The organism is Frigoribacterium sp. PvP121 (genome assembly GCF_017833115.1).
Classification (GTDB): domain Bacteria; phylum Actinomycetota; class Actinomycetes; order Actinomycetales; family Microbacteriaceae; genus Frigoribacterium; species Frigoribacterium endophyticum.
Genome location: NZ_JAFIBR010000001.1, coordinates 2394821 through 2420144, shown reverse-complemented (window position 1 = coordinate 2420144; position 25324 = coordinate 2394821). Strand labels below are relative to the sequence as shown.

Sequence of the window (25324 nt, the reverse complement as noted above, 5' to 3'; positions counted from 1 at the left end):
CATTCCTTACTGTGCGACGCCGGCGGGCGACGCGGTGGTGTCGACGAAGACGTCGCCGTCGACGACGGAGACGGCGAAGACCGGGACGGGTTCGTAGGCGGGGAGGGTCAACGGCTTGCCCGAGGTGAGCTCGAACTTGGAGCCGTGCGCCCAGCACTCCAGGGTGTCGTCCTCGACGAAGCCCTCGGAGAGCGAGATGTCGCCGTGCGTGCAGGTGTCGCCGATGGCGTGGATGACCCCGGCGCTGTCCTTCACGACGGCGACGGCCACGCCGTCGACGACGACGCGGAGCGCCTGGGAGGGCGTGATCTCGTCGGAGGAGCAGACGCGCGTGCTCACGCCGTGGGCTCCGAGACGGACGGGCCGGAGGTCAGCTCGACCTCGAGGGCGGCGATGAGGCGCTCCTGCAGCTCGGGCTCGCCGATCTTCTGGACGACCTCGCTGAGGAAGCCGAGCACGACCAGTCGACGTGCCTCGGCCTCGTCGATGCCCCGCGACTGGAGGTAGAAGAGGTGCTCGTCGTCGAAACGGCCCGTGGCGCTGGCGTGGCCGGCCCCGGCGATGTCGCCGGTCTCGATCTCGAGGTTCGGGATGGAGTCGGCCCGCGTGCCCTCGCTGAGGACGAGGTTGCGGTTCTGCTCGTAGCTGTCGGTCCCGGGCGCCGTGCGCGCGATGAGCACGTCGCCGATCCAGACGGTGCGGGCGCCTTCGCCCTGGAGCGCGCCCTTGTAGTTCACGCGGCTCCGGCTGTTCGGTGCGTCGTGGTGGACGAAGACCTGCTGTTCGAGGTGCTGGCCGGCGTCCGCGAAGTAGACGCCGTAGAGCTCGGCGTCGGAGCCCTGCCCGGCCAGGTGCGCCGAGGGGTTGACCCGCACGACCGACCCGCCCAGCGAGACCACGAAGTGCTTGAGCTGGGCGTCGCGCCCGATGGTCGCGAAGTGGCTGGCGAGGTGGATCGCCTCGTCGTCCCACTCCTGCAGCGTCACGACGGTGAGGTGCGCGCCGTCGTCGACCACGATCTCGACGTTCTCGACGAGCTGCGCGGCACCGGTGTTGCGGAGCACCACCAGCGACGTCGAGTTCGCCGTCGCGTGGATGAGGGTGTGGCCGGCCCGCGGGGCCGTGTCGAGGCCGGAGCGCCCGATCGTCACGGTCGAGGGCTCGTCGCCGCTCAGGGTCACGAGCAGCACCTTCTCGGTCGCGGCCCAGGCCGAGGCCGAGGCCTTGTCCTCGGGCTGGCCGGCCCGACCGACGCGGGAGTCGCTCCGGTCGACCCAGTCGACCGTCGCCCCGGCGGTCTCCCGCGCGAGGTACGCGTAGGGAGAGCCGTCCAGGGGCCCGTCGATGAGCGGGCGCAGCCGCTCGACCGGGCTGAGCTTCCAGTCGACCTCACGGCCGGTGACCGCGGGGAACGCGGCCGGGTCGGTGCTGCGGAAGCGCTCGGAGCGGGTCTGGACCGGGACGGCGCCCCAGCCTCCGTCGCTGTGCGCCTTCGCGCCGTGCTGCACGCCCTCGGGGGTCGTGCTCGTTGTGGTGGGTGCTACGGCGGACATCTAGCCGACGGATCCTTCCATGCTCATCTCGATGAGCTTGTTGAGTTCGAGGGCGTACTCCATCGGGAGTTCCCGCGCGATGGGCTCGATGAAGCCACGGACGATCATGGCCATGGCCTCGTCCTCCGCCATGCCGCGCGACATGAGGTAGAACAGCTGCTCCTCGCTCACGCGGGAGACCGTGGCCTCGTGGCCCAGCTGCACGTCGTCGACGCGGATGTCGATGGCCGGGTACGTGTCAGAGCGCGACATGGTGTCGACGAGCAGCGCGTCGCAGCGCACCGTGTTGGCGCTGTGGTGCGCTGAGTCGTCGACCCGGACCTCGCCGCGGTACCCCGCACGGCCGCCACCGCGGGCGATCGACTTCGAGACGATGGACGACGTCGTGTAGGGCGCCATGTGGATCATCTTCGCGCCGGCGTCCTGGTGCTGGCCGGGGCCGGCGAAGGCGACGCTCAGGGTCTCGCCCTTGGCGTGCTCGCCCGCGAGGTAGATGGACGGGTACTTCATCGTGACCTTGGAGCCGATGTTGCCGTCGATCCACTCCATCGTCGCGCCCTCGTGCGCGATGGCGCGCTTGGTGACGAGGTTGTACACGTTGTTCGACCAGTTCTGGATCGTCGTGTAGCGCACGCGGGCGTTCTTCTTCACGATGATCTCGACGACGGCCGAGTGCAGCGAGTCGCTCTTGTAGATCGGGGCGGTGCAGCCCTCGATGTAGTGCACGTAGCTGCCCTCGTCGGCGATGATCAGCGTGCGCTCGAACTGGCCCATGTTCTCCGTGTTGATGCGGAAGTAGGCCTGCAGCGGGATCTCGACGTGGACGTTCTTGGGCACGTAGACGAACGAGCCGCCCGACCAGACCGCCGTGTTCAGCGCCGCGAACTTGTTGTCGCCGGCGGGGATCACCGAGCCGAAGTACTCCTGGAAGAACTCGGGGTGCTCGCGCAGCGCCGTGTCGGTGTCCATGAAGATGACGCCCTGCTGCTCCAGGTCCTCGCGGATCTGGTGGTAGACGACCTCGGACTCGTACTGGGCGGCGACGCCGGCGACGAGGCGGTTGCGCTCGGCCTCGGGGATGCCGAGCTTCTCGTAGGTGTTCTTGATGTCGTCGGGCAGCTCGTCCCAGGTGGTCGCTTGCTTCTCGGTCGACCGGACGAAGTACTTGATGTTGTCGAAGTCGATGCCCGAGAGGTCGGCGCCCCACGTCGGCATCGGCTTGCGCTCGAAGAGCGTGAGGCCCTTGAGGCGGTTCTTGAGCATCCACTCGGGCTCGCTCTTGAGGTTCGAGATGTCGGTGACGACCTCGGGCGAGACGCCGCGGCGCGCGGAGGCGCCGGCAGCGTCGGAGTCGGACCAGCCGAACTCGTATTGTCCCAGGCCGTCCAGCTCGGGGCGGTCGATCAGCACGTCTGACATGTGTACCTCTTTCTCTGACGGACCGAACGCGGTGCGCGGAGCCACCATTCCCATGGTGCTCGCCGCGGGCGACGACGGGCCGTTCCTCGCGGTGCGAGTCGAACACCCCGGTCCGCGTGACGATCGCCGCCCCGTCGACGGCCCCCCGGGGCGGTGATCGTCGCGGGTGGCCGGCGGGCCCTCCGCGAGCGGAGTGCCAGGGTGCGTTGCCTAGACTGTGACCCGCACCCGGAGCCTCTCGACCCCGTGGTGCTCGTCCGCCTCAGCTGTCTCGCGGCGTCTCCGTCGACGCCGTGCCGGGTTGTGTTCCTGAACCCGTCGATTCTACAGGGCGGAGTCCTGAAATCGACGAAAGGCAGGAGACTGTGAGCAAGGCAGACCAGACCACCCCGGGCGTTCTGTCGAGAGCCTGGGCGTGGCTGCCCACGACGGTCGACTCGCGCGTGCGCTTCATCGCCTGGGCGTCGCTCGTCTGCCAGGTGCTGCTGATCGGCACCGGAGGCGCGGTACGGCTGACCGGGTCAGGCCTCGGCTGCCCGACGTGGCCCCGATGCACCGACGACTCCTTCGTGTCGACGCCCGAGATGGGCATCCACGGCGTCATCGAGTTCGGCAACCGGCTGCTCACCTTCGTGCTCACGCTCGTCGTCATCCTCGCCTTCCTCGCCGTGCTGCGCATCCGCACGGTGCGCCCGGAGCTCTTCCGCATCACCCTCGTCCAGGGGCTGAGCATCCCGTTCCAGGCGGTCCTCGGCGGCATCACCGTCCTGACGGGCCTCAACCCCTACATCGTCGGGGCCCACTTCGTGGTCTCCGTCGTGCTGGTCGCCCTGACGACGGTGCTGGTGTACCGCGTGCTGCACGGTCCTCGCGGCACCCGGGCCGCGACTCCCCGGGGCTACGCCCTCCTGGCGCGGGCGGCGGCCGTCGTCGTGGCCGTCACCGTCGTGGTCGGCATCCTCACGACCGGCGCCGGGCCGCACGCCGGCGACGCGGCGACGCCCCGCAACGGCCTCGCACCCGAGGTGATGGAGCACGTGCACAGCTGGCCCGCGTACGCGACCCTCCTGCTGACCGTCGCGCTCGTCGCCTGGACCCTGCGGTCGGGACTCCCCCGTCGATTCCCGCTCCTGCTGCTCGCCGTGGAGCTCGTGCAGATCGCCGTCGGGCTGCTCCAGGCCCGGACGGGGCTGCCGCCCGTGCTCGTCGGCAGCCACATGGTGCTGGCCGCGCTCCTCGTCTCCGCGATGACGGCCGTGCTGCTCTCCCTGAGGAACGACCAGCAGCCCGACGAGGTCGAGGCTCCCGTCCGTGAGGCCGAGCTCCGCGTCTGACGCTCGCACCGCCTCCTCGGCGCCCTGTCCCGGTCTCGGGGCGGGGCGCCGTCGTCGTCAGCGGGGCAGGTCGAGCCGCATGATCGTGTCGATCCCGTCGTCCGAGACCGGCTCGAAGCCCAGCCGCCGGTAGAGCGACTCGACGCGGCTCCCGGTCAGCACGTCGAGGGTCACCGTCGGCGTGGTGGCCGAGGCGACGGCATCGGTGACGAGCCGGGTGCCGATGCCCCGGCCCCGCGCCTCCTCGCGCAGGTAGAAGTGGCGCAGCCAGGTCGTCCCGCCCTCGGGGTGGACGGCGAGGCAGCCGACGACGCCGCCGTCGTCGTCGACGACCACGGTGGTCTCGGACGGGACGAACTCGCGGACGAACCGGGCACGGTTGTACGACGGACGCCAGACGCCGGCCCGCTCGAGGTCGACGCGCAGGGCGTGGAGCTTGAGGTCGGCCAGGGCGCCGACGTCGCCGGGGCGCGCCGGACGCGTGGACCAGCCGGAGGCGGGCACGGGCCTAGAAGGGCAGCAGCGGGTCGACGCCCACGGCCAGGAAGAGCAGCGTCAGGTACGTGATGGAGCTGTGGAAGACGCGCATCGGGCGGACCTCGGCGACCTGCTGGATGGCGCGGCTGTAGAGGCGGTGGGACTCCCAGATGAACCAGGCGCCGCTCGCCGCGGCGATGACGGTGTAGAGCGCGCCCATGCCGGCGACGGGGACGAGCAGGAGGGAGCAGGCGACCGTGGCCCAGGCGTAGAGGATGACCTGGAGGCCGACCAGTGAACGACCGCGGACGACGGCGAGCATCGGGACGTCGGCGGCCGCGTAGTCGTCGCGGTACTTCATCGAGAGCGGCCAGTAGTGCGGGGGCGTCCAGAGGAAGATCACCATGAAGAGGATGACGGGCGGCCAGCTGAGGTCGTTCGTCACGGCCGCCCAGCCGATCAGGACGGGCATGCAGCCCGCGATGCCGCCCCAGACGATGTTCTGCGGGGTGCGGCGCTTCAGCCAGAGCGTGTAGACGACGACGTAGAAGAGGATCGCGCCGAGCGAGAGGGCCGCCGACAGCAGGTTGACCGTGAGGGCCAGCCAGACGATGGAGGCGACGCCCACCACGTACGAGAAGACCAGCGCCTCGCGGTCGGTCACCTCGCCCGTGACGAGGGGGCGGCCCTGTGTCCGCTTCATGATGCGGTCGATGTCGCGGTCGATGTAGCAGTTGAACGCGGAGGCCGAACCCGCGCTGAGCGCCCCGCCGACGAGGGTCGCGAGCACGAGCCAGAGGTTCGGGACGCCGCCCTGGGCCAGGAACATCGTCGGGGCCGTCGTGACGAGCAGCAGCTCCATCACGCGGGGCTTGGTGAGGGCCACGTACGCCCGAGCCTTGCGACGGAAGCCCCGGGGTGCGGTGTCGGGGCGGGTGTCGATGGCTGCGGTCATGAGTCCTCTAACGAGACGAACGGGGTGCCCGGAGAGTCTAGGCGATGAACGTCCGCGTTGACACGGCACCGGGCGTCACCTGCGGGCACGCGAGCTCGGTACGTCCCTATACTGGCAGGTGCTTGCCAGTTGCACGTCTGCTCCGCGCTGGATTCCCGACACCGGAACGAACACCTCCCTGTCCTGATCTCCACATCGTTGTGAACGTGCGGCCGCAGCCGACGACGTCTCGGCAGGCGCATGTCCGCGCGGGTCCGCATCGACCCCGCGCAGTTCGCAACAAGAAGGGTCAACTTCCAGTGGCAGATCTGCAATGGGAATCCATCGACAACAAGGCCGTCGACACCGTCCGCGTGCTCGCGGCCGACGCCGTGGAGAAGGTCGGCAACGGCCACCCCGGCACGGCGATGAGCCTCGCGCCCGCCGCGTACCTCCTCTTCCAGAAGGTCATGCGTCGTGACCCGAGCGACAGCGAGTGGATCGGCCGCGACCGCTTCGTGCTCTCGGTGGGCCACAGCTCGCTGACCCAGTACGTGCAGTTCTACCTGGGCGGCTACGGCCTCGAGCTCGACGACCTCAAGGCGCTCCGCACCTGGGGCAGCAAGACCCCCGGCCACCCCGAGTACGGCCACACCGACGGCGTCGAGATCACGACCGGTCCCCTGGGCCAGGGCCTCGCCTCCGCCGTGGGCATGGCGTACGCCGCCCGCTTCGAGCGCGGCCTCTTCGACCCCGAGGCCGCCGTCGGCACCTCGCCGTTCGACCACTTCGTCTACGTCATCGCCGGCGACGGCGACCTGCAGGAGGGCGTCACCAGCGAGGCCTCCTCGCTGGCCGGCCACCAGCAGCTCGGCAACCTCGTCGTGATCTACGACAGCAACCAGATCTCCATCGAGGACGACACCAACATCGCCTTCACGGAGGACGTCCAGAAGCGCTACGAGGCGTACGACTGGCAGGTCCAGGTCGTCGACTGGAAGAAGACGGGCGAGTACGTCGAGGACGTCGCCGCCCTCTTCGAGGCGATCGAGGCCGCCAAGGCCGAGACGAGCAAGCCCTCGCTGATCGTCCTCAAGACCATCATCGGCTGGCCCTCGCCGAAGAAGCAGAACTCCGGCAAGATCCACGGCTCGGCGCTCGGCGCCGAGGAGCTCGCGGGCCTCAAGGAGGTCCTGGGCTTCGACCCGGAGAAGACCTTCGACGTCGACCCCGCCGTGCTCGAGCACACCCGCGGCGCCGTCGAGCGCGGCCAGGCGCAGCACGCCGAGTGGCGCACCTCCTTCGACGCGTGGGCTGCGGCCAACCCCGAGAAGAAGGTCCTCCTCGACCGCGTCCTCACGGGCGAGCTGCCCGAGGGGCTCGACGAGGCCCTCCCGGTCTTCCCCGCCGACAAGGAGGTGTCGACCCGTGCCGCCTCCGGCAAGGTGATCAACGCCATCGCCGGCGTCGTCCCCGAGTTCTGGGGCGGCTCGGCCGACCTGGCCGAGTCCAACCTCACGACCATCGCGGGCGGCGGCTCGTTCGTGCCCACCGAGTGGTCGACCCACGAGTGGCAGGGCAACCCCTACGGCCGCGTCCTGCACTTCGGCATCCGCGAGCACGCCATGGGCTCGATCATGAACGGCATCGCCCTGCACGGCAACACGCGCGTGTTCGGCGGCACCTTCCTCATCTTCAGCGACTACATGCGCCCCGCCGTGCGTCTCGCCGCGCTGATGAAGTCGCCGGTCACCTACGTCTGGACCCACGACTCCGTGGCCCTCGGCGAGGACGGCCCGACCCACCAGCCGATCGAGCAGCTCGCCGCCCTCCGTGCGATCCCCGACTTCGACGTGGTCCGCCCCGCCGACGCCAACGAGACCGCCTGGGCCTGGAAGACCATCCTGGACCGCCACAACGGCCCCGCGGGCCTGGCGCTGAGCCGTCAGAACCTGCCGGTCTTCGAGCGCGGCACCGGCGACGCGGAGGGCGAGACCTTCGCCTCCGCCGCCAACGTCGCCAAGGGCGCCTACGTGCTCGCCGAGGCCCCGGGCGGCACGCCCGACGTGATCCTCATCGCGACGGGCTCCGAGGTCCAGATCGCCGTCGAGGCCCGTGAGGTCCTCCGCGGCGAGGGCGTGAACGCCCGCGTCGTCTCGGCCCCGAGCCTCGAGTGGTTCGACGAGCAGGACGCGGCGTACAAGGAGGCCGTGCTCCCCGCGGCCGTCAAGGCCCGCGTCTCGATCGAGGCCGGTGTGGCCATGCCGTGGCGCGGCATCGTCGGTGACGCCGGTCGCAGCGTGTCGATCGAGCACTTCGGTGCCTCGGCCGACTACAAGACGCTCTACCGCGAGTTCGGCATCACCACCGAAGCCGCCGTCGCCGCCGCCAAGGACTCGCTGGCCGCTCTCTGAGCGCCGGCAGAAAAGAGAAGAACGACATGACTGATTCGAACACCGCACAGCTCTCCGCCGCCGGCGTCAGCATCTGGCTCGACGACCTCTCGCGCGAGCGCATCAACTCGGGCGGGCTGCAGAAGCTCATCGCCGAGCGCAACGTCGTGGGCGTCACGACCAACCCGACGATCTTCGCCTCGGCCCTCGCCAAGGGCGAGGCGTACGACGACCAGGTCGCCCTCCTCGCCAAGACCGGCGTGAGCGTGACCGACGCCGTCTTCGAGATCACGACGGACGACGTCACCCGCGCGAGCGACATCTTCCGCGAGATCTACGACACGACGAACGGCTTCGACGGCCGCGTGTCGATCGAGGTCGAGCCGGGCTTGGCCCACGACGCGAAGGGCACCGTCGACCAGGCGATCAAGCTCGCCGCCAAGGTCGGTCGCCCCAACGCGCTCATCAAGATCCCGGCGACCGTCGAGGGCCTCGAGGCCATCACCGCCGTCATCGCGCAGGGCATCAGCGTCAACGTCACGCTGATCTTCAGCCTCGAGCGCTACCGCGCGGTCATCAACGCCTACCTCACCGGTCTCGAGCAGGCCAAGGCCGCCGGCATCGACATCAGCGAGATCCACTCGGTGGCGTCCTTCTTCGTGTCGCGCGTCGACACCGAGATCGACAAGCGCCTCGACGCCGTCGGCACCGACGAGGCCACGGCCCTCAAGGGCAAGGCGGGCGTCGCCAACGCCCAGCTGGCCTACGAGGTGTACACCCAGGCCTTCGCGACCGAGCGTGCCGCGGGCCTGCTCGCCGCCGGCGCCAACAAGCAGCGTCCGCTCTGGGCGTCGACCGGCGTCAAGGACCCGGCCGTCCTCGACACCACCTACGTCGTCGAGCTCGTCGCGCAGGACGTCGTCAACACCATGCCGGAGAAGACGCTCGAGGCGACGTTCGACCACGGCGAGATCCGTGGCGACACGATCTCGTCGTCGTACGCCTCGGCGAACGAGGTCATGGACGCGATCGCGGCCCAGGGCGTCTCGTACGACGAGGTCACCGAGCTGCTCGAGAAGGAGGGCGTCGAGAAGTTCATCGTCTCCTGGAACGAGCTGCTCGACACCGTCAGCGCTGCCCTCGAGGCAGCCGTCCCGACGGCCGGCTCCGCCGAGTGACCATCTCGATCGCTGTCCGCGGCGACGCCGCGGCCGCGGTCGAGCGGGTCGTCCCGCAGCTGGTCGGCGACCTCGTCGCCTCGGGCATCACGGCTCAGGTCCCCACCCTGTGGGGGCCCGAGGCGGAGCCCGAGGCGGCGCGGCGCCTCGGCTGGACCGAGGCCGTCGCCGTCTCGACGCCGCTCCTGGCCGAGATCGAGTCGCTCCGTGAGGAGCTCCGCGCTCGTGGTCTCGACCATGTCGTCCTCTCGGGCATGGGTGGCTCCTCCCTTGCTCCCGAGGTGATCGCCCGGACCGCGGGCGTCGAGCTCACGGTGGTCGACGCCACGGAACCGGGGCAGGTACGACGGGCCCTGGGCGATCGTCTCGATCGCACCGTCCTCGTGGTGTCGTCGAAGTCCGGCTCGACGGTGGAGACCGACGCGCACCTCCGTGCCTGGACCGCCGCGTTCGACGCGGCAGGCCTCGACGCGACGGAGCGCATCGTCGTCGTCACCGACCCGGGGTCTCCCCTGGAGGCCCGGGCTCGCGAGGCCGGGCACCGCGTGTTCCTGGCCGACCCCACGGTGGGCGGTCGCTTCTCCGCCCTCACGGCCTTCGGCCTCGTCCCGGCCGGTCTCGCCGGCGCCGACGTCCGGTCGCTGCTGTCCGAGGCCGGCGCGGTCTCGGTCGAGCTGGCGCAGGACGACGAGACCAACCCGGGCCTCGTGCTCGGCGCGGTGCTCGCCGGCACCTCTCCCCTCCGCGACAAGATCGCGCTGGTCTCCGACGGGACGCACATCGTCGGGCTCGCCGACTGGGCCGAGCAGCTCCTCGCCGAGTCGACGGGCAAGCGTGGTCGCGGCCTCCTCCCCGTCGTCGTCGGCCCTGGTGGTCGCGAGGTCCGGGGCGATCTCGCCGACGTCCAGATCATCCGCCTCGTGGCGGACGAGCTGGAGACCTTCGACGTGGCCGAGGGCGAGGTCGAGGTCTCCGCGTCGCTGGGCGGCCACTTCCTGCTCTGGCAGTACGCCGTCGCCGTCGCGGGTCGTCTCCTGGGCATCGACCCCTTCGACCAGCCCGACGTCGAGTCGGCGAAGGAGGCCACCCGGGAGCTGCTCACCGCACGGCCCGGGACCGTGCCCCCCGCGTTCCTCACGGGGGGCGTGGCCGTGCGTGCGTCGTCGGGGCTCGTCGTCGGGGGCTCGCTCGAGTCCGCCGTCGCCGCCCTGCTCGCGGAGCTGCCGGCGGACGGCTACGTCGCGATCCAGGCCTACGTCGACCGCCACGCGCACGCTGACCTGCTCGCGCTCCGCGAGTGGACCGCCGAGCGCGCCGAGCGGCCGACGACCTTCGGCTGGGGGCCCCGCTTCCTCCACTCGACGGGCCAGTACCACAAGGGCGGTCCGGCGACGGGGGTCTTCCTCCAGATCGTCCAGGGCACCGACGAGGACCTCGCCGTGCCCGGCGCGCCCTTCACCTTCGGCGAGCTCCTCCACGCGCAGGCGGCGGGGGACGCCGAGGTGCTGGCCGCCCACGGGCGGCCGGTGCTCACCCTCACGGTCGACGACCCGTCGGCCCTGCTCCCCGCGCTGCGGGGCGCTCTCCGCTGACGGGGGGCGGGCGCTCCTGCGCCCGCCCCCCGTCAGCGGCACGCACACCACGATCACCAAGGAACGAGAGACAGATGTCACCGGTGGAGATCACGCCGGAGTCCAACCCGCTGAGGTTGCCCTCCGACCGCCGTCTGGCTCGCATCGCGGGCCCCAGCGGACTCATCATCTTCGGGGTCACGGGAGACCTCTCCCGCAAGAAGCTGATGCCCGCCGTCTACGACCTCGCCAACCGGGGCCTCCTGCCCCCGGGCTTCGCGCTGGTCGGCTTCGCCCGTCGCGAATGGGAGGGCCAGGACTTCGAGCAGGTCGTCTACGAGGCCGTCAAGCAGTACGCGCGCACTCCCTTCGACGAGGACGTCTGGCGTCAGCTCAAGGAGGGGTTCCGGTTCGTCCAGGGCGTCTTCGACGACGCCGAGGCCTTCACGCGGCTCAAGGACACCATCGAGGAGCTCGACCGTGAGCGGGGCACGATGGGCAACCACGCGTTCTACCTGTCGATCCCGCCCAAGGCCTTCCCGATGGTCACGGAGCAGCTGCGCAACTCCGGCCTGGCAGAGGAGAAGGACGGCGCCTGGCGCCGTGTCGTCATCGAGAAGCCGTTCGGCAGCGACCTCAAGACCGCCCGCGAGCTGAACGCCGTCGTCGAGAGCGTCTTCGAGCCCGACTCGGTCTTCCGGATCGACCACTACCTGGGCAAGGAGACGGTGCAGAACCTCCTCACCCTGCGCTTCGCCAACCAGATGTACGAGCCCCTCTGGAACTCCAACTACGTCGACCACGTGCAGATCACCATGGCCGAGGACATCGGCGTCGGCGGTCGGGCCGGCTACTACGACGGCATCGGCGCCGCGCGCGACGTCATCCAGAACCACCTCCTGCAGCTCCTCGCGCTCACCGCGATGGAGGAGCCCGTCACGTTCGAGGCCTCGCACCTCCGTGCCGAGAAGGAGAAGGTCCTCTCGGCCGTCCGCATCCCGGAGGACATCGCCGCGGGCACGGCCCGGGGCCAGTACTCGGGCGGGTGGCAGGGCGGTGAGAAGGTCCTCGGGTTCCTCGACGAGGAGGGCATGAACCCCGAGAGCGTCACCGAGACGTTCGCGGCGGTCAAGCTCGAGATCGCGACCCGGCGGTGGGCCGGCGTGCCGTTCTACCTCCGGGCCGGGAAGCGCCTCGGCCGTCGCGTCACCGAGATCGCCGTCGTCTTCAAGCAGGTCCCCGAGAACATCTTCGGCACGCAGACCTCGCTCGGCCAGAACGCCCTCGTCATCCGCGTCCAGCCCGACGAGGGAGTGACACTCCGCTTCGGCTCGAAGGTGCCCGGCATCGGCACCCAGGTGCGCGACGTCACCATGGACTTCGGCTACGGCCACGCGTTCACCGAGGCGAGCCCCGAAGCGTACGAGCGCCTCATCCTCGACGTGCTGCTCGGCGACCCGCCGCTCTTCCCCCGTCACGAGGAGGTCGAGCTGTCCTGGCGCATCCTCGACCCGATCGAGGAGTTCTGGGCGACCCAGGGCCAGCCCGAGCAGTACCGCCCCGGCACCTGGGGCCCCCAGTCCGCCGATGACCTGATGGCCCGTGACGGCCGAACCTGGAGGCGTCCGTGATCGTCGACCTGCCCGACAGCACCATCAGCCGCGTCCAGAAGAAGCTGGTCAAGATCCGCGAGGAGGGCGGTGCCGTCGCTCTCGGCCGTGTGTTGACCCTCATCATCTCGACCCACCTCGGCGAGGAGGAAGAGGCCATCGAGGCGGCCAACGAGGCCTCCCGCGAGCACCCGATGCGCGTCATCGTCATCTCCACGTCCCGCGAGGAGACGACCGACGACGCGCGCCTCGACGCGCAGATCCGCGTGGGCGGGGACGCCGGCGCCAGCGAGGTCATCCTCCTGCGCGCCTACGGCGACACCGCGAGCGACGAGGAGGGCCTCGTGACGGGCCTCCTGCTGCCCGACGCGCCCGTCGTGGTGTGGTGGCCCCGTGAGCACCCGGACGTCGTGTCGGAGTCGGCGCTGGGGCGCATCGCGCAGCGGCGCATCACCGACGCGGCCAGCCAGCCCGACCCCCGGCAGTCGATCATCGACCTCGGCGGCTCCTACGCCCCCGGCGACACGGACTTCGCCTGGACGCGGCTCACGCTGTGGCGCGCCCAGCTCGCCGCCGTGCTGGACCAGCCGCCCTACGAGCCCGTCACCGGGGTCCAGGTGAGCGGCGCTCCCGACTCCCCCTCGACCGTCCTGCTCGCCGCGTGGCTGCGCCTGCAGCTCCAGGTGACCGTCGAGGGCGACGAGACGATCGGCGCCACCGGCTCGAGCGGCATCCACGGCGTGCGCCTCGTCCGCGCCTCCGGCGTCATCGAGCTGGAGCGCTCGGTCGTCGACGTGGCGACGCTGACGCAGCCCGGGCAGCCGACGCACGACCTCTCGCTGCCACGCCGGTCGCTCCGTGACTGCCTCGCCGAGGAACTCCGTAGACTCGACGCCGACGACCTCTTCGGGAACGTCGTGAGGAACGGGGTCCGTCTGCTGGACGTCCCCGTCGAGAGCAACTAGGGCAGACTGACACTGTGACGAACGAACGCCGGGTGCTGGTGCACCCTGACAAGGAATCGCTGGGCGCCTCCGTGGCCGCGCGCTTCATCACCAAGATCATCGACGTGATCGAGGAGCAGAACTACGCATCGGTCGTGGTCAGCGGAGGTTCGGTGAGCACCCTCGTGCTCGCGGCCATCAACGCCTCGCCGGCCCGCGACAGCGTCGACTGGTCGAAGGTCTCGATCTGGTGGGCCGACGAGCGCTGGGTCGAGGCGGGGCATCCCGACCGCAACGACCACCAGGCCGGCATCGACCTGCTCGACCACATCGGGCTGCTGCCCGAGAACGTGCACAGGTTCGCCGCTGTCGGCGACGCCGCCGACGTGGAGGCCGCAGCGGAGCTGTACCGCCGGGAGCTGCACGAGCACGCCCAGGCGGACGACCTCGCTCCGCGCTTCGACATCACCCTCCTCGGGGTCGGCCCGGACGGCCACGTCGCGTCGCTCTTCCCCGACGCTCCGCAGGTGCGGATGACGGAGCCCACGGTCCTGGTCGTCGAGGACTCCCCCAAGCCCCCGCCCGTGCGGCTCACGCTGAGCCTGCCGGTCATCAACGAGTCCCAGCGCGTCTGGATGATCCTCGCCGGGGCCGAGAAGGCCTCGTCGCTGGGGCTCGCCCTCGCCGGTGCCGGCGCCGACCAGGTGCCCGTCGCCGGGGTCAAGGGCCGGAAGCGCACGGTCTTCTTCGTCGACCGCGACGCCGCGGCCGAGGTGCCCGAGAACCTCATCGCCTCGACGTACTGACACGGAACACGACGACGCCCCGCCCTCCTCTCGCAGGGCGGGGCGTCGTCGTGTCCGCTCCTCGTCGGGGCGTGCCGCCCGCCGCTGGGGAGCAGAGGCGCAGAGCACGACGAAGCCCCCCGTCCGAACGGACAGGGGGCTTGGTCGTGGTGTCGCTGGGGCGTCAGGCCTTGCCTCGGCGGACGCGGAGCTGCTGCAGCGCCTCCTCGAGGAGCTGGGCGGCTTCCTCCTCGGTGCGACGCTCCTTCACGTAGGCGAGGTGCGTCTTGTAGGGCTCGAGCTTGGCCACGGTCGGCGGGTTCTCCTTGTCGCGACCGGCGGGCAATCCCGACGACGGGGAGTCGACGGTCTCAGGGATCTCGTCGTCGGGCACGTTGGCCGCGAAATGACGGACGACCTCGTTGCCGAGGGCGTCCCAGTAGGAGATGGTGACCCGCTCGGCGTGGAAGCCGCGGTCCTGTTCGCCCATGGGGCCCGCGCCGACGCGGGAGCCACGGATCGCGCTGCCGCCGGAGGCCATCAGCTCACCGCCGAGAACTTGGTGATGAGGCCGAGGACGACGATGCAGGTGATCCACACGAGGCCGAGGAACACGGTGATCCTGTTCAGGTTGCGCTCGGCGACGCCGGACGCCCCGAGGTTGCTCGTGACACCGCCGCCGAACATGTCGGAGAGACCGCCGCCGCGACCGCGGTGCAGCAGGATGAGCAGGGTCAGCAGGAGACTCGTGATGCCGAGCAACACCTGCAGGATGACCTGGAGAATTTCCACGGAACGCCTTTCGATGCGGTGAGACCGTAAACGAGTATAACCGGAGCGTCGGGTCCGGCGGCTCGCCCGCGCGGGCGAGCTGCCGGACCCGACGCTCCGTCAGACGCCGACGTGCGAGCGGAAGCGGACGATGCTCGTGAACTCCGCGACGTCGAGGCTCGCTCCGCCGACCAGGGCGCCGTCGACGTCGGGCTCCCGCAGGAACGACGCGATGTTGCTCGACTTCACGGAGCCGCCGTAGAGGACGCGAGTCGTGGCCGCCCGCTCGGGGCCTGCGATCTCGACGAGCGCCTCGCGCAGCGCGGCGCAGACCTGCTGCGCCTGCTCGGGCGTGGCCGCCTGCCCGGAGCCGATGGCCCAGACGGGCTCGTACGCGACGACGATCTCGGCGTCGGCGGGGACCTGGGCCAGGGAGGCGCGGAGCTGGGCCACCGGGACGGCGCTCGGACCGTGCTCCTCCAGGTCGGCCGCGGTCTCGCCCACGCAGATCATCGGGACGAGGCCGTGGCGGTGGGCCGCGGCGACCTTGCTCGCGACGACGTCGTCGCCCTCGGAGTGGAGGGTGCGGCGCTCCGAGTGCCCCACGAGCACGTACTGCACGTCGAGGGCCCGGAGGGACGCCCCGGAGATCTCGCCCGTGTAGGCACCGGAGTCGTGGCTCGAGAGGTCCTGGGCGCCGAGGCCCAGCTCGAGCTTGTCGGCGTCGAGCAGCGTCTGCACGCTCCGGAGGTCGGTCGCGGGCGGGAAGACGACCGCCTCGACCGACGAGAAGTCGTGCTTGGCGTCCTTGAGGCTCCAGGCGAGCTTCTGGACGAACGCGATCGCCTGCAGGTGATCGAGGTTCATCTTCCAGTTGCCGGCGATCAGGGGCGTGCGCGTGGTCACCATCCGAGGACCTCCAGTCCGGGGAGCTTCTTGCCCTCGAGGAACTCGAGGCTGGCTCCACCACCGGTGGAGATGTGGCCGAACTGGTCGTCCGTGAAGCCGAGGGAGCGCACCGCGGACGCGGAGTCGCCTCCGCCGACGACGGCCAGCCCGCTGACCTCCGTCAGCGCCTGCGCGACGACGCGGGTGCCCGTGGCGAAGGCGTCGAACTCGAACACGCCCATGGGGCCGTTCCAGAAGACCGTCGACGACGAGGAGATGATCTCCGCGAAGGCCGCCGCGGTGTCGGGCCCGATGTCGAGCCCGAGGGCCTCCGGGCCGAGCTCGGACGACTCGATGCCGTCCACGGCGACCGTGGTGTGCTCGGCGTCGGCGGCGAAGGCCGAGGCGACGACGACGTCGGTGGGCAGCACGAGGCGGACCCCGCGCTCCTGCGCCTCGGCGACGTAGCCGCGGACGCGGTCGAGCTGGTCGGCCTCCAGGAGGCTCTTGCCGACCGGGTGCCCCTGGGCGGCCAGGAAGGTGAACAGCATGCCGCCACCGATGAGGAGCGAGTCGACGCGGGGCAGGAGGTGCTCGATCACGCCGAGCTTGTCGCTGACCTTCGACCCGCCGAGGACGACGGCGTAGGGGCGTTCCGGCTTCTCGGTCAGGCGCTCCAGGACCTCGAGCTCGGCGGAGATGAGCGTGCCCGCGGCGCTCGGCAGCAGCTGCGGGAGCTCGTAGACGCTGGCCTGTTCACGGTGCACGACGCCGAAGCCGTCGGAGACGAAGACGTCGCCGAGCTGCGCGAGCCGCTCCGCGAACGCGCGGCGCTCCCCCGCGTCCTTGGACGTCTCGGCGGCGCTGAAGCGGAGGTTCTCGAGGACGGTCACCTGACCGTCCTGCAGCTGCTCGACCGCGGCGGTGGCGTCGTCGCCGACCGTCTGGGCGACGAAGCCGACGCTCTTGCCCAGCAGCTCGCTGAGCCGCTGCGCCACGGGCCGGAGGCTGTACTTCTCGACCGGCTGACCGTCCGGTCGGCCCAGGTGCGAGATGACGACGACTCGGGCGCCCTGGTCGAGCAGCTGGTTCAGCGTCTGCAGCGACGCGCGGACGCGGCCGTCGTCGGTGATCACGCCGTCGGTGAGGGGGACGTTGAGGTCGCAGCGGACGATGACGCGCCTCCCGCCCAGGTCTCCGAGCTGATCGAGGGTACGGAGGGTCATTCTCGTTCTCTTCTCTGCGACGGAGGCGGTCAGGCTCGTGCCTGACCGCCTCCGGGGGGTTCGTGCTGGGGGGTGTGCGCTGACCGGCTAGAGGCGGTCGGCCACGTACTCGGTGAGGTCGACGAGGCGGTTGGAGTAGCCCCACTCGTTGTCGTACCACGAGGTGATCTTGACCATGTTGCCGATGACCTTGGTCAGGCCCGAGTCGTAGATCGACGAGTGCGGGTCGGTCGTGATGTCGCTCGAGACCAGCGGGTCCTCCGAGTAGGCCAGGATGCCCTTGAGCTCGCCCTCGGCGGCGGCCTTGTACGCCGCGTTGATCTGCTCGACCGTGACGGGGGTCGAGGTCTCGAGCGTGACGTCGGTGATCGAGCCGGTCGGCACCGGGACACGCAGCGCGTAGCCGTCGAGCTTGCCGGCGAGCTGCGGGATGACGAGGCCGATGGCCTTGGCCGCACCCGTCGAGGTCGGGACGATGTTGACGGCCGCGGCGCGGGCACGACGCGGGTCCTTGTGGGGGCCGTCCTGGAGGTTCTGGTCGGCCGTGTACGCGTGCACCGTCGTCATCAGGCCACGCTCGACGCCGAAGTTGTCGAGGAACACCTTCATCAGCGGCGCCAGGCTGTTCGTGGTGCACGACGCGTTCGAGATGATGTGGTGCGAGGCGGGGTCGTAGATGCCCTCGTTGACGCCCAGCACGATGGTCGCGTCGTCGCCCGTGGCGGGCGCGGAGATGAGGACCTTCTTGGCGCCGGCGGTGATGTGCTTGCGCGCGTCCTCCGCCTTGGTGAAGAAGCCGGTCGACTCGATGACGATGTCGACGCCCAGCTCGCCCCAGGGGAGGTTCGCGGGGTCGCGCTCGGCGAGGACCTTGATCGGCTTGCCGTCGACGACGATCGAGTCGCCGTCGAGCTCGACCGTGGCGTCGAGGCGGCCCGTGATCGAGTCGAACTTGAGGAGGTGCGCGAGGGCCGCGTTGTCGGTGAGGTCGTTCACGGCGACGATCTCGATGTCGGCGCCCTTGGCGAGCGCTGCGCGGAAGTAGTTGCGGCCGATGCGACCGAAGCCGTTGATGCCGATCTTGACGGTCAAGGGAACTCCTGTTGATCAGGCGTCGCGGGGACGCGTGGAGGGGGCGGGCGACCAGGCCCTCGGAGGGCTCTCAGACCAGTGCGGTCGGGGAGCCGGACCGTTTGTCACAGTACCAGCCGGGGGTGCGTGTGCGTCGTGATGAGACGCGCCCCCGTCGTGCCCCTAGCGGAGGTCGAGGTCGGAGGGCAGGCTGGCCTCCGTGCCGGCGACCCCGAGGTCGGAGGCCTTCTTGTCGGCCATGGCCAGGAGGCGACGGATGCGGCCGGCCACGGCGTCCTTCGTCATCGGCGGGTCGGCGTGGTGGCCGAGCTCGTCGAGGCTGGCGTCGCGGTGGGCGAGGCGCAGGCGGCCCGCGTAGGCGAGGTGCTCGGGGATGTCGTCGCCGAGGAGCTGCATGGCTCGCTCGACGCGGGCGCAGGCGGCGACGGCGGCCTCGGCGGAGCGCCGCAGGTTGGCGTCGTCGAAGTTGACCAGGCGGTTGGCCGTGGCACGCACCTCGCGGCGCTGGCGCATCTCCTCCCACTCCCCCACGCTCTTGTGGGCGCCCATGACGGCGAGCATGGCGCTGATCGCCTCGCCGTCACGGACGAGGACCCGGTGCACGCCCCGGACCTCGCGGGCCTTCGCGGGGACGCCGAGACGACCTGCCGCGCCGACGAGGGCCATCGCGGCCTCGTTGCCGGGGCAGACCACCTCGAGCGAGGCCGAGCGCCCGGGGTCGGTCAACGACCCCTGGGCGAGGAAGGCTCCGCGCCAGATCGCGGCCAGGTCGTCACGCGACCCCGTCGTCAGCCGGTTCGGCAGCCCGCGGACGGGACGACGACGCTGGTCCATCAGGCCGGTCTGCCGGGCGAGCGTCTCGCCCGCCTCGTGGACGCGGACGAGGTAGTGGGCCGTGCGCCGGGCACCGGAGGCCCCGATCATCGAGACGTCGCTGCGGGCGCCGTAGAGCTCGGCGAGGTCCTTGCGGACCCGACGAGCGATGGCGGGGCTGTCCAGCTCGGCCTCGACCGCGATGCGACCGGAGATGACGTGCAGCCCGCCGGCGAAGCGGAGGATCGTCGCCACCTCGGCGGCGCGCACGGTCGTGCGGGTCACCTCGACCTTGGCGAGCTCTTCTTTGACGTCGGCGGTCTGTGCCACAGGTGCGGGTCCTTGTCTCTGTCGATGGTCGACGAGGCCACGGGGGCGTGCCTCCGGGGCTCGGTCGTCGAGGGGTGTCGGGCTGGTGGCGAGGCCGTCAGGTCGGACGGACGGCCGGTGCCCGTCGGTGCGGACGCCGGCTCACTCACGACCGAGGTCGCGGTGCTTCACGCTGACGGCGACGCCGGGGAGGTCGCGCAGGATCGCGGCCAGTTCGCCCACGAGGGTGACCGATCGGTGCTTGCCGCCCGTGCAGCCAATGGCGATCGTAGCGTGTCTCTTGTTCTCGCGCTGGTAGCCGGCGAGCACCGGGCGGAGGGCAGCCGCGAAGGAGTCGACGAACTCGTGGGCGCCGTCCTGCGCCATGACGTAGCTCGTGACCGGCTCGTCGAGACCGTTCTGCGACCGGAGCTCGGGCACCCAGAACGGGTTGGGCAGGAACCGCGCGTCGCCCACGCTGTCGGCGTCGGCGGGCAGACCGTACTTGAAGCCGAAGCTGAGGACGGTCACCTGCACGCCGGGCCGCTCGGACTCGGCGAAGCGCTCCGTCACGGCCGTCGCGAGCTGGTGGATGTTGAGCTCGGACGTGTCGATGATCACGTCGCTCGTCTCCCGCAGCTCCTCCATCCGGGCCCGCTCGGCGAGGATCCCGTCCAGCAGCGTGCCGTCGCCCTGGAGCGGGTGCGGCCGGCGGACCTGCTCGAACCGACGCACGAGCACGGCGTCGGTCGCGTCGAGGAAGAGGACCCGCACCTTGCTGGGCATGCTCTCGCGGAGCGTGCGCACCGCCTCCTGAGCCTCGGAGAAGAGACGCCCGCCCCGGACGTCGACGACGGCGGCGATCTTCGGGAGGGAGTCCCCCGCCCGCTCGGCGAGGTCGAGCAGCGGTCGGAGCATCTGGGCGGGCAGGTTGTCGACGACGTACCAGCCGAGGTCCTCCAGGGCGTTCCCGACGGTCGAGCGACCGGCCCCGGACATGCCGGAGACGATGAGGACCTCTTGCTGTTCTGACGCGTCGCTCATGGGGAGGTGACCTTCGATCGTGTCGGCACGGGGTGGGTGTGATCCTAGACGGCGGCGGCGGGCTGGTCCGGTTCGGGGCGGGCGTCGTCCGCCTCGGCGACCTCGGCGTCGCTCGTCGACCCGAGCCGCGCGACGACGGCCGCCGCGAGGGTGGGGCCGATCCCCCGGATGGACGAGATCTCCTCCACGTCGGCCTGCTTGAGCCGCTTGACGGAGCCGAAGTGCTTGAGCAGCCCCGCCACGCGGGCGGGTCCGAGGCCGGGGATCTCCGCGAGCTGCGTCGCGACGTCGCGCTTCCGTCGCTGGCGCTGGAACGTGATGGCGAAGCGGTGCGCCTCGTCCCGGATGCGCTGGATCAGGAAGAGGGCGTCGGAGTTGCGGGGCAGGATGACGGGGAAGTCGTCGTCGGGCAGCCAGATCTCCTCGAGCCGCTTCGCGATGCCGCAGAGGGCGATGTCGGTGACGCCGGCGTCGTCCAGCGCACGGCGGGCGGCGGCCACCTGGGGCTGACCGCCGTCGACGATGAGGAGGTTCGGACGGTAGGCGAAGCGCTTCCGCTGCTCGCCGACCTCCTCCACCGGGGCGAGCTCGTCGTCGAGGCGGGCGAGTCGGCGGCTCAGCGTCTGGTAGATCGACTCGGTGTCGTCGGTGGACTGCGGGATGCTGAACCGGCGGTACTGGTCCTTCCGCGGGAGGCCGTCCTCGAAGACCACCATCGACGCGACGATGTTGGTGCCCGAGAGGTGCGAGACGTCGTAGCACTCCATCCGCAACGGCGCCTCGGTCATGCCCAGCGCCTCCTGGATGTCCGCCAGGGCGGTCGACCTCGTGGCGAAGTCGGCGCTCCGTCGCGTCTTGTACAGCATCAGCGACTGCTGGGCGTTGAGCATGGCCGTCTGCATGAGCGCGGCCTTCTCCCCCCGCTGGGCCGACCGCACCTGCACGCGCCCTCGGCCACGGACGTCGCCCAGCACGGCCTCGAGGGCCTCGACGTCGTCGGGCACGGCGCTGACGACGATCTCGCGGGGCACCTCGGCCCCGGCCGGGTAGCTGCCCTGGAGGACCTGCTCGACGAGGTCGCCGGAGGAGATGTCGATCTCCTTGTCGACGACCCAGCCCCGCGAGCCCCGGATGCGGCCGCCGCGGACGGTGAAGAGCTGCACGGCGGCGGCGAGCTCGTCCTCCGCCAGGGCGTACAGGTCGAGGTCGGCGGAGTCGCGGAGCACGACGGCGGACTTGTCGAGCACGGCCTCGAGGGCCTGCACCTGGTCGCGGAACCGGGCGGCGTCCTCGTAGCGCTGCTCGAGGGCCGCGGTCTTCATCGCCTTCTGCTTCTCGGCGATGACGCGCTTGTCGTAGCTGCCCATGAACCTGACGAACTCGTCGACGATGACCCGGTGCTCCTCGATCGAGACCCGGTGCGAGCACGGCCCGCCACAGCGCCCGATCTGGCCCGGGAAGCAGGGCTTGCCCGTCTGCATCGCCTTCTTGTAGCTGCTGTCGGAGCAGGTGCGGATCGGGAAGACCTTGATCATCTGGTCGATGGTGTCGTGGACGGCCCAGATCTTGGGGTACGGGCCGAAGTACTTCGCGCCCCTGATCTTCGGGTTCCGCGTCACCATGACCCGCGGTGCCTCGTCGCCGAGCGTCACGGCCATGAACGGGTACGTCTTGTCGTCGCGGAACTTGACGTTGAACGGCGGGTCGAACTCCTTGATCCACGTGTACTCGAGCTGCAGCGCCTCGATGTCGCTGCCGACGACCGTCCACTCCACCGACCGCGCGGTGAGCACCATGCGCCGGGTGCGCTCGTGCAGGGTGGGCAGCGGCGCGAAGTAGTTGCTGAGACGAGCGCGGAGGTTCTTCGCCTTGCCCACGTAGAGGACGCGGCCGCGCTCGTCCCGCCAGCGGTAGACCCCGGGGTCGGTCGGGATCTCGCCCGCCGGGGGGCGCCAGGAGACGGTGTTGCTCATCGGGCCTCGACGGCCTCCCGGCGACGTGCGGCCGCTCCCTGACGCCGCTTGGAGGCGGCGGGCCCGGGCGCGGCGTGGCCCTGCTCGAGGATCTCGGCGAGGAACACCCCCGTGTGGCTCTCGGGCACCGTGGCGAGGTGCTCCGGCGTGCCGGTGGCCAGCACGGAGCCGCCGCCCGCACCGCCCTCGGGGCCCATGTCGATGAGCCAGTCGGCCGACTTGATCACGTCGAGGTTGTGCTCGATCGTGATGACGGTGTTGCCCTTCTCGACCAGGCCGTTCAGCACGAGGAGGAGCTTGCGGACGTCCTCGAAGTGGAGGCCGGTCGTCGGCTCGTCGAGCACGTAGACGCTGCGGCCGTTCGACCGCTTCTGGAGCTCGGTGGCGAGCTTGACCCGCTGCGCCTCGCCGCCGCTCAGCGTCGTCGCGCTCTGGCCGAGGCGGACGTAGCCGAGGCCCACGTCGACCAGGGTCTTCATGTAGCGGGAGATCGCCGAGATGGGCTCGAAGAAGACCGCCGCCTCGCTGATCGGCATGTCGAGCACCTCGGAGATGTTCTTGCCCTTGTAGTGCACGGCGAGGGTGTCGCGGTTGTAGCGAGCACCACCGCAGACCTCGCACGCGACGTAGACGTCGGGCAGGAAGTTCATCTCGATCTTGATGGTGCCGTCGCCGGCGCAGTTCTCGCAGCGACCGCCCTTGACGTTGAAGCTGAAGCGACCGGGCAGGTAGCCCCGTGTCTTGGCCTCGACCGTCTCGGCGAACAGGTTGCGGATGCGGTCGAAGACGCCCGTGTAGGTGGCCGGGTTCGACCGGGGGGTGCGGCCGATGGGCGCCTGGTCGACGTGCACGACCTTGTCGAGGGCCTCGAGGCCCGTGACCCGGAGGTGCTTGCCGGGGATCTGGCGGGCGCCGTTGAGCTTGTTGGCCATGACCTTGTAGAGGATGTCGTTGACGAGCGTCGACTTGCCCGAGCCGCTGACGCCCGTGACCGCGACGAACGCGCCGAGGGGGAACTCGACCGTGACGTTCTTGAGGTTGTTCGCCTTGGCGCCCACGACCGTGATGACCCGGTCGGGATCGACGGGGCGACGGGTCGTCGGAGTCTCGATGGAACGGCGGCCGGAGAGGTAGTCGCCCGTGTACGACTCCCGGTTCTCGAGGAGGTCCTCGTAGCTGCCGGAGTGGACCACGTGGCCGCCGTTGACCCCGGCACCCGGTCCGATGTCGACGACCCAGTCGGCCGTCTTGATGGTGTCTTCGTCGTGCTCGACGACGATGAGCGTGTTGCCGAGGTCCTTCAGCTTCACGAGCGTGTCGATGAGCCGCCGGTTGTCGCGCTGGTGGAGGCCGATGCTGGGCTCGTCGAGGACGTAGAGCACGCCGGTGAGGCCCGACCCGATCTGCGTCGCGAGTCGGATGCGCTGCGCCTCGCCGCCCGAGAGCGAGCCGGCCGAGCGGGCGAGGGAGAGGTACGTGAGGCCGACCTCGAGGAGGAACTCGAGCCGCACGCGGATCTCGCGCAGCACCTGGGCCGCGATCCGCGCCTCGCGCGGCGTCAGGGTCAGGCCGTTCATGAAGGCGAAGGCGTCGGCGAGGCTGAGGTCGGCGACGTCGGCGATGCTCTGCTCGGCGACCGTGACCGCCAGCACCTCGGGCTTGAGGCGCTTGCCGCCGCAGACGGTGCACGGGATCTCACGGAGGTACTCGGAGTAGCGCTGGCGCTGGCTGTCGGTCTCCGCCTCGGCGTACTTGCGCTCGATGTAGGGCATCACGCCCTCGAAGCCCGTCGAGTACTTCATCTCACGGCCGAAGCGGTTCTTCCACTTCACCGTCACCTCGAAGTCGTTGCCCTGCAGCACGGCCTCGCGGATGCGCTCCGGCAGGTCCTTCCAGGGGGTGCGCAGGCTGAAGTCGAGGTCGATGGCGAGGCCCTCGAGGAGCTTCTGGAAGTAGTTGTAGAGGCCCTTGCCCGAGTTGGTCCAGGGCAGGATGACGCCCTCGGCCAGGCTCAGCTCGGGGTCGCCCAGCACGAGGTCGGTGTCGACGGACATGCGCGTGCCGATGCCCGAGCACTCGGGGCAGGCTCCGAAGGGAGCGTTGAACGAGAAGGTGCGGGGCTCGACCTCGGTCAGCTGCACGGGGTGGCCGTTCGGGCAGGAGAGCTTCTCGGAGAAGGTGCGGTACTTGCCCGCCGCGCCCGCGTCGGTGTCGACGAAGTCGACGGTGACGAGGCCGTCGGTGAGGCGCAGCGCCGTCTCGAGCGAGTCGGTGAGGCGTGTCAGGCCCTCGGGCGAGGCCACGAGCCGGTCGACCACGACGGAGATGTCGTGCTTGACCTGCTTCTTGAGGGCGGGGGGCGCGGAGAGCTGCACCTGCTCGCCGTCGACGATCGCGCGGGAGTAGCCCGCGGCCGCGAGCTCGGCGAAGAGGTCGACGAACTCGCCCTTCTTCTTCGACACGACGGGGCTCAGGACCTGGAAGCGCGTGCCCGTCTCGAGCGTCATCAGCTGGTCGGCGATCTGCTGGACGGTCTGCCGGCTGATCTTCTCGCCGCAGACCGCGCAGTGCGCGATGCCGATGCGGGCCCAGAGCAGGCGCATGTAGTCGTAGATCTCGGTGATCGTGCCGACCGTCGACCTCGGGTTGCGGTTCGTCGACTTCTGGTCGATGGAGACCGCGGGGCTCAGGCCCTCGATGAAGTCGACGTCGGGGCGGTCGACCTGGCCGAGGAACTGGCGGGCGTACGCCGACAGGGACTCGACGTAGCGGCGCTGGCCCTCGGCGAAGATCGTGTCGAACGCGAGCGACGACTTGCCCGAGCCCGAGAGACCGGTGAAGACCACGAGGCTGTCTCTCGGGATCTCGAGGTCGACGTTGTCGAGGTTGTGGACTCGGGCGCCGCGCACGCTGAGCACGGAGGAACCATCTACGGGAGAGATTGACACTCTTACCATTCTACGGAGACCACCGACACTGCCGGTCGGCCTTCTCCGTGGGAGGACGTGCC

Annotated in this window: 21 protein-coding genes; 7 read left to right on the top strand and 14 right to left on the bottom strand. The window is 70.4% G+C overall.

Annotation, left to right across the window (positions count from 1 at the left end):
* Positions 1-6 precede the first annotated feature (6 nt).
* Genes JOE43_RS11285 through sufB form a run of 3 tightly spaced genes read right to left on the bottom strand, consistent with a single transcriptional unit; the run spans position 7 to position 2972 of the window.
* Positions 7-339 (bottom strand): non-heme iron oxygenase ferredoxin subunit, encoded by a 333-nt coding sequence (locus tag JOE43_RS11285; protein ID WP_209517806.1) that lies wholly within the window; start codon positions 337-339, stop codon positions 7-9.
* Complete coding sequence (gene sufD / locus JOE43_RS11280; RefSeq protein WP_209517805.1) at positions 336-1553, bottom strand: Fe-S cluster assembly protein SufD; 1218 nt, start codon at positions 1551-1553, stop codon at positions 336-338. The genes JOE43_RS11285 and sufD overlap by 4 nt, the downstream gene beginning before the upstream one ends.
* Entirely contained in the window at positions 1554-2972 is a 1419-nt protein-coding gene (sufB, locus tag JOE43_RS11275) for a Fe-S cluster assembly protein SufB (protein ID WP_056054850.1), read from the bottom strand.
* 365 nt (positions 2973-3337) lie between these two features.
* Between sufB and JOE43_RS11270 the strand changes: the two genes are divergently transcribed.
* Positions 3338-4306: a heme A synthase gene (locus JOE43_RS11270; protein WP_374073042.1), complete on the top strand. Its 969-nt coding sequence runs from the start codon at positions 3338-3340 to the stop codon at positions 4304-4306.
* A gap of 57 nt (positions 4307-4363) precedes the next feature.
* Here the strand turns inward: JOE43_RS11270 and JOE43_RS11265 are convergent, their stop codons facing one another.
* Positions 4364-4810 carry an N-acetyltransferase gene (locus tag JOE43_RS11265; protein WP_209517803.1) on the bottom strand — a complete coding sequence of 149 codons (447 nt, stop codon included), beginning with the start codon at positions 4808-4810 and terminating at the stop codon, positions 4364-4366.
* A gap of 4 nt (positions 4811-4814) precedes the next feature.
* Positions 4815-5738 carry a heme o synthase gene (locus JOE43_RS11260; RefSeq protein WP_209517801.1) on the bottom strand — a complete coding sequence of 308 codons (924 nt, stop codon included), beginning with the start codon at positions 5736-5738 and terminating at the stop codon, positions 4815-4817.
* Positions 5739-6037: 299 nt separating this feature from the next.
* On the opposite strand from JOE43_RS11260, the gene tkt reads away from it, so the two are divergent.
* From tkt to pgl, 6 genes are all read left to right on the top strand, one after another.
* Complete coding sequence (tkt, locus tag JOE43_RS11255; RefSeq protein ID WP_209517799.1) at positions 6038-8131, top strand: transketolase; 2094 nt, start codon at positions 6038-6040, stop codon at positions 8129-8131.
* Between the two features lie 26 nt (positions 8132-8157).
* Positions 8158-9288: a transaldolase gene (gene tal, locus JOE43_RS11250; protein WP_167259197.1), complete on the top strand. Its 1131-nt coding sequence runs from the start codon at positions 8158-8160 to the stop codon at positions 9286-9288.
* Positions 9285-10880, top strand: coding sequence for a glucose-6-phosphate isomerase (locus JOE43_RS11245; protein WP_209517797.1), 1596 nt, complete (start codon positions 9285-9287; stop codon positions 10878-10880). Before tal ends, JOE43_RS11245 begins: the two co-directional genes overlap by 4 nt.
* 74 nt (positions 10881-10954) lie before the next feature.
* Entirely contained in the window at positions 10955-12490 is a 1536-nt protein-coding gene (gene zwf / locus JOE43_RS11240) for a glucose-6-phosphate dehydrogenase (RefSeq protein ID WP_167259195.1), read from the top strand.
* On the top strand, positions 12487-13434 hold the full coding sequence (locus JOE43_RS11235) for a glucose-6-phosphate dehydrogenase assembly protein OpcA (RefSeq protein ID WP_167259194.1): 948 nt from the start codon (positions 12487-12489) through the stop codon (positions 13432-13434). Before zwf ends, JOE43_RS11235 begins: the two co-directional genes overlap by 4 nt.
* Before the next feature lie 14 nt (positions 13435-13448).
* Positions 13449-14219, top strand: coding sequence for a 6-phosphogluconolactonase (pgl, locus tag JOE43_RS11230; RefSeq protein WP_056054829.1), 771 nt, complete (start codon positions 13449-13451; stop codon positions 14217-14219).
* Positions 14220-14382: 163 nt separating this feature from the next.
* On the opposite strand, the gene JOE43_RS11225 is transcribed toward pgl, so the two are convergent.
* The 9 genes from JOE43_RS11225 to uvrA form a co-directional block, all read right to left on the bottom strand.
* Positions 14383-14739 (bottom strand): RNA polymerase-binding protein RbpA, encoded by a 357-nt coding sequence (locus JOE43_RS11225; RefSeq protein WP_167259193.1) that lies wholly within the window; start codon positions 14737-14739, stop codon positions 14383-14385.
* Positions 14739-14990: a preprotein translocase subunit SecG gene (gene secG / locus JOE43_RS11220; RefSeq protein ID WP_056054823.1), complete on the bottom strand. Its 252-nt coding sequence runs from the start codon at positions 14988-14990 to the stop codon at positions 14739-14741. Before secG ends, JOE43_RS11225 begins: the two co-directional genes overlap by 1 nt.
* 99 nt (positions 14991-15089) lie before the next feature.
* On the bottom strand, positions 15090-15878 hold the full coding sequence (gene tpiA / locus JOE43_RS11215) for a triose-phosphate isomerase (protein ID WP_209517795.1): 789 nt from the start codon (positions 15876-15878) through the stop codon (positions 15090-15092).
* Positions 15872-17083 (bottom strand): phosphoglycerate kinase, encoded by a 1212-nt coding sequence (pgk, locus tag JOE43_RS11210; RefSeq protein WP_209517793.1) that lies wholly within the window; start codon positions 17081-17083, stop codon positions 15872-15874. Before pgk ends, tpiA begins: the two co-directional genes overlap by 7 nt.
* Before the next feature lie 87 nt (positions 17084-17170).
* Positions 17171-18175, bottom strand: a complete 1005-nt coding sequence (gap, locus tag JOE43_RS11205) for a type I glyceraldehyde-3-phosphate dehydrogenase (protein ID WP_209517791.1) — start codon at positions 18173-18175, stop codon at positions 17171-17173.
* A gap of 162 nt (positions 18176-18337) precedes the next feature.
* Positions 18338-19318 (bottom strand): DNA-binding protein WhiA, encoded by a 981-nt coding sequence (gene whiA, locus JOE43_RS11200; RefSeq protein WP_056054813.1) that lies wholly within the window; start codon positions 19316-19318, stop codon positions 18338-18340.
* A gap of 141 nt (positions 19319-19459) precedes the next feature.
* Positions 19460-20341, bottom strand: coding sequence for an RNase adapter RapZ (gene rapZ / locus JOE43_RS11195; RefSeq protein WP_209517789.1), 882 nt, complete (start codon positions 20339-20341; stop codon positions 19460-19462).
* Between the two features lie 44 nt (positions 20342-20385).
* Complete coding sequence (uvrC, locus tag JOE43_RS11190; protein ID WP_209517787.1) at positions 20386-22314, bottom strand: excinuclease ABC subunit UvrC; 1929 nt, start codon at positions 22312-22314, stop codon at positions 20386-20388.
* Positions 22311-25271: an excinuclease ABC subunit UvrA gene (uvrA, locus tag JOE43_RS11185; RefSeq protein ID WP_209517785.1), complete on the bottom strand. Its 2961-nt coding sequence runs from the start codon at positions 25269-25271 to the stop codon at positions 22311-22313. The genes uvrC and uvrA overlap by 4 nt, the downstream gene beginning before the upstream one ends.
* Positions 25272-25324: the final 53 nt, after the last annotated feature.

What these genes read in the sequence shown, in the direction of transcription:
- sufD (WP_209517805.1), bottom strand. Translation starts at nt 1,553, where the DNA reads ATGTCCGCCGTAGCACCCACCACAACGAGCACGACCCCCGAGGGCGTG.
- sufB (WP_056054850.1), bottom strand. Translation starts at nt 2,972, where the DNA reads ATGTCAGACGTGCTGATCGACCGCCCCGAGCTGGACGGCCTGGGACAA.
- JOE43_RS11260 (WP_209517801.1), bottom strand. Translation starts at nt 5,738, where the DNA reads ATGACCGCAGCCATCGACACCCGCCCCGACACCGCACCCCGGGGCTTC.
- tal (WP_167259197.1), top strand. Translation starts at nt 8,158, where the DNA reads ATGACTGATTCGAACACCGCACAGCTCTCCGCCGCCGGCGTCAGCATC.
- zwf (WP_167259195.1), top strand. Translation starts at nt 10,955, where the DNA reads ATGTCACCGGTGGAGATCACGCCGGAGTCCAACCCGCTGAGGTTGCCC.
- JOE43_RS11225 (WP_167259193.1), bottom strand. Translation starts at nt 14,739, where the DNA reads ATGGCCTCCGGCGGCAGCGCGATCCGTGGCTCCCGCGTCGGCGCGGGC.
- tpiA (WP_209517795.1), bottom strand. Translation starts at nt 15,878, where the DNA reads ATGGTGACCACGCGCACGCCCCTGATCGCCGGCAACTGGAAGATGAAC.
- pgk (WP_209517793.1), bottom strand. Translation starts at nt 17,083, where the DNA reads ATGACCCTCCGTACCCTCGATCAGCTCGGAGACCTGGGCGGGAGGCGC.
- rapZ (WP_209517789.1), bottom strand. Translation starts at nt 20,341, where the DNA reads ATGAGCGACGCGTCAGAACAGCAAGAGGTCCTCATCGTCTCCGGCATG.
- uvrC (WP_209517787.1), bottom strand. Translation starts at nt 22,314, where the DNA reads ATGAGCAACACCGTCTCCTGGCGCCCCCCGGCGGGCGAGATCCCGACC.
- uvrA (WP_209517785.1), bottom strand. Translation starts at nt 25,271, where the DNA reads ATGGTAAGAGTGTCAATCTCTCCCGTAGATGGTTCCTCCGTGCTCAGC.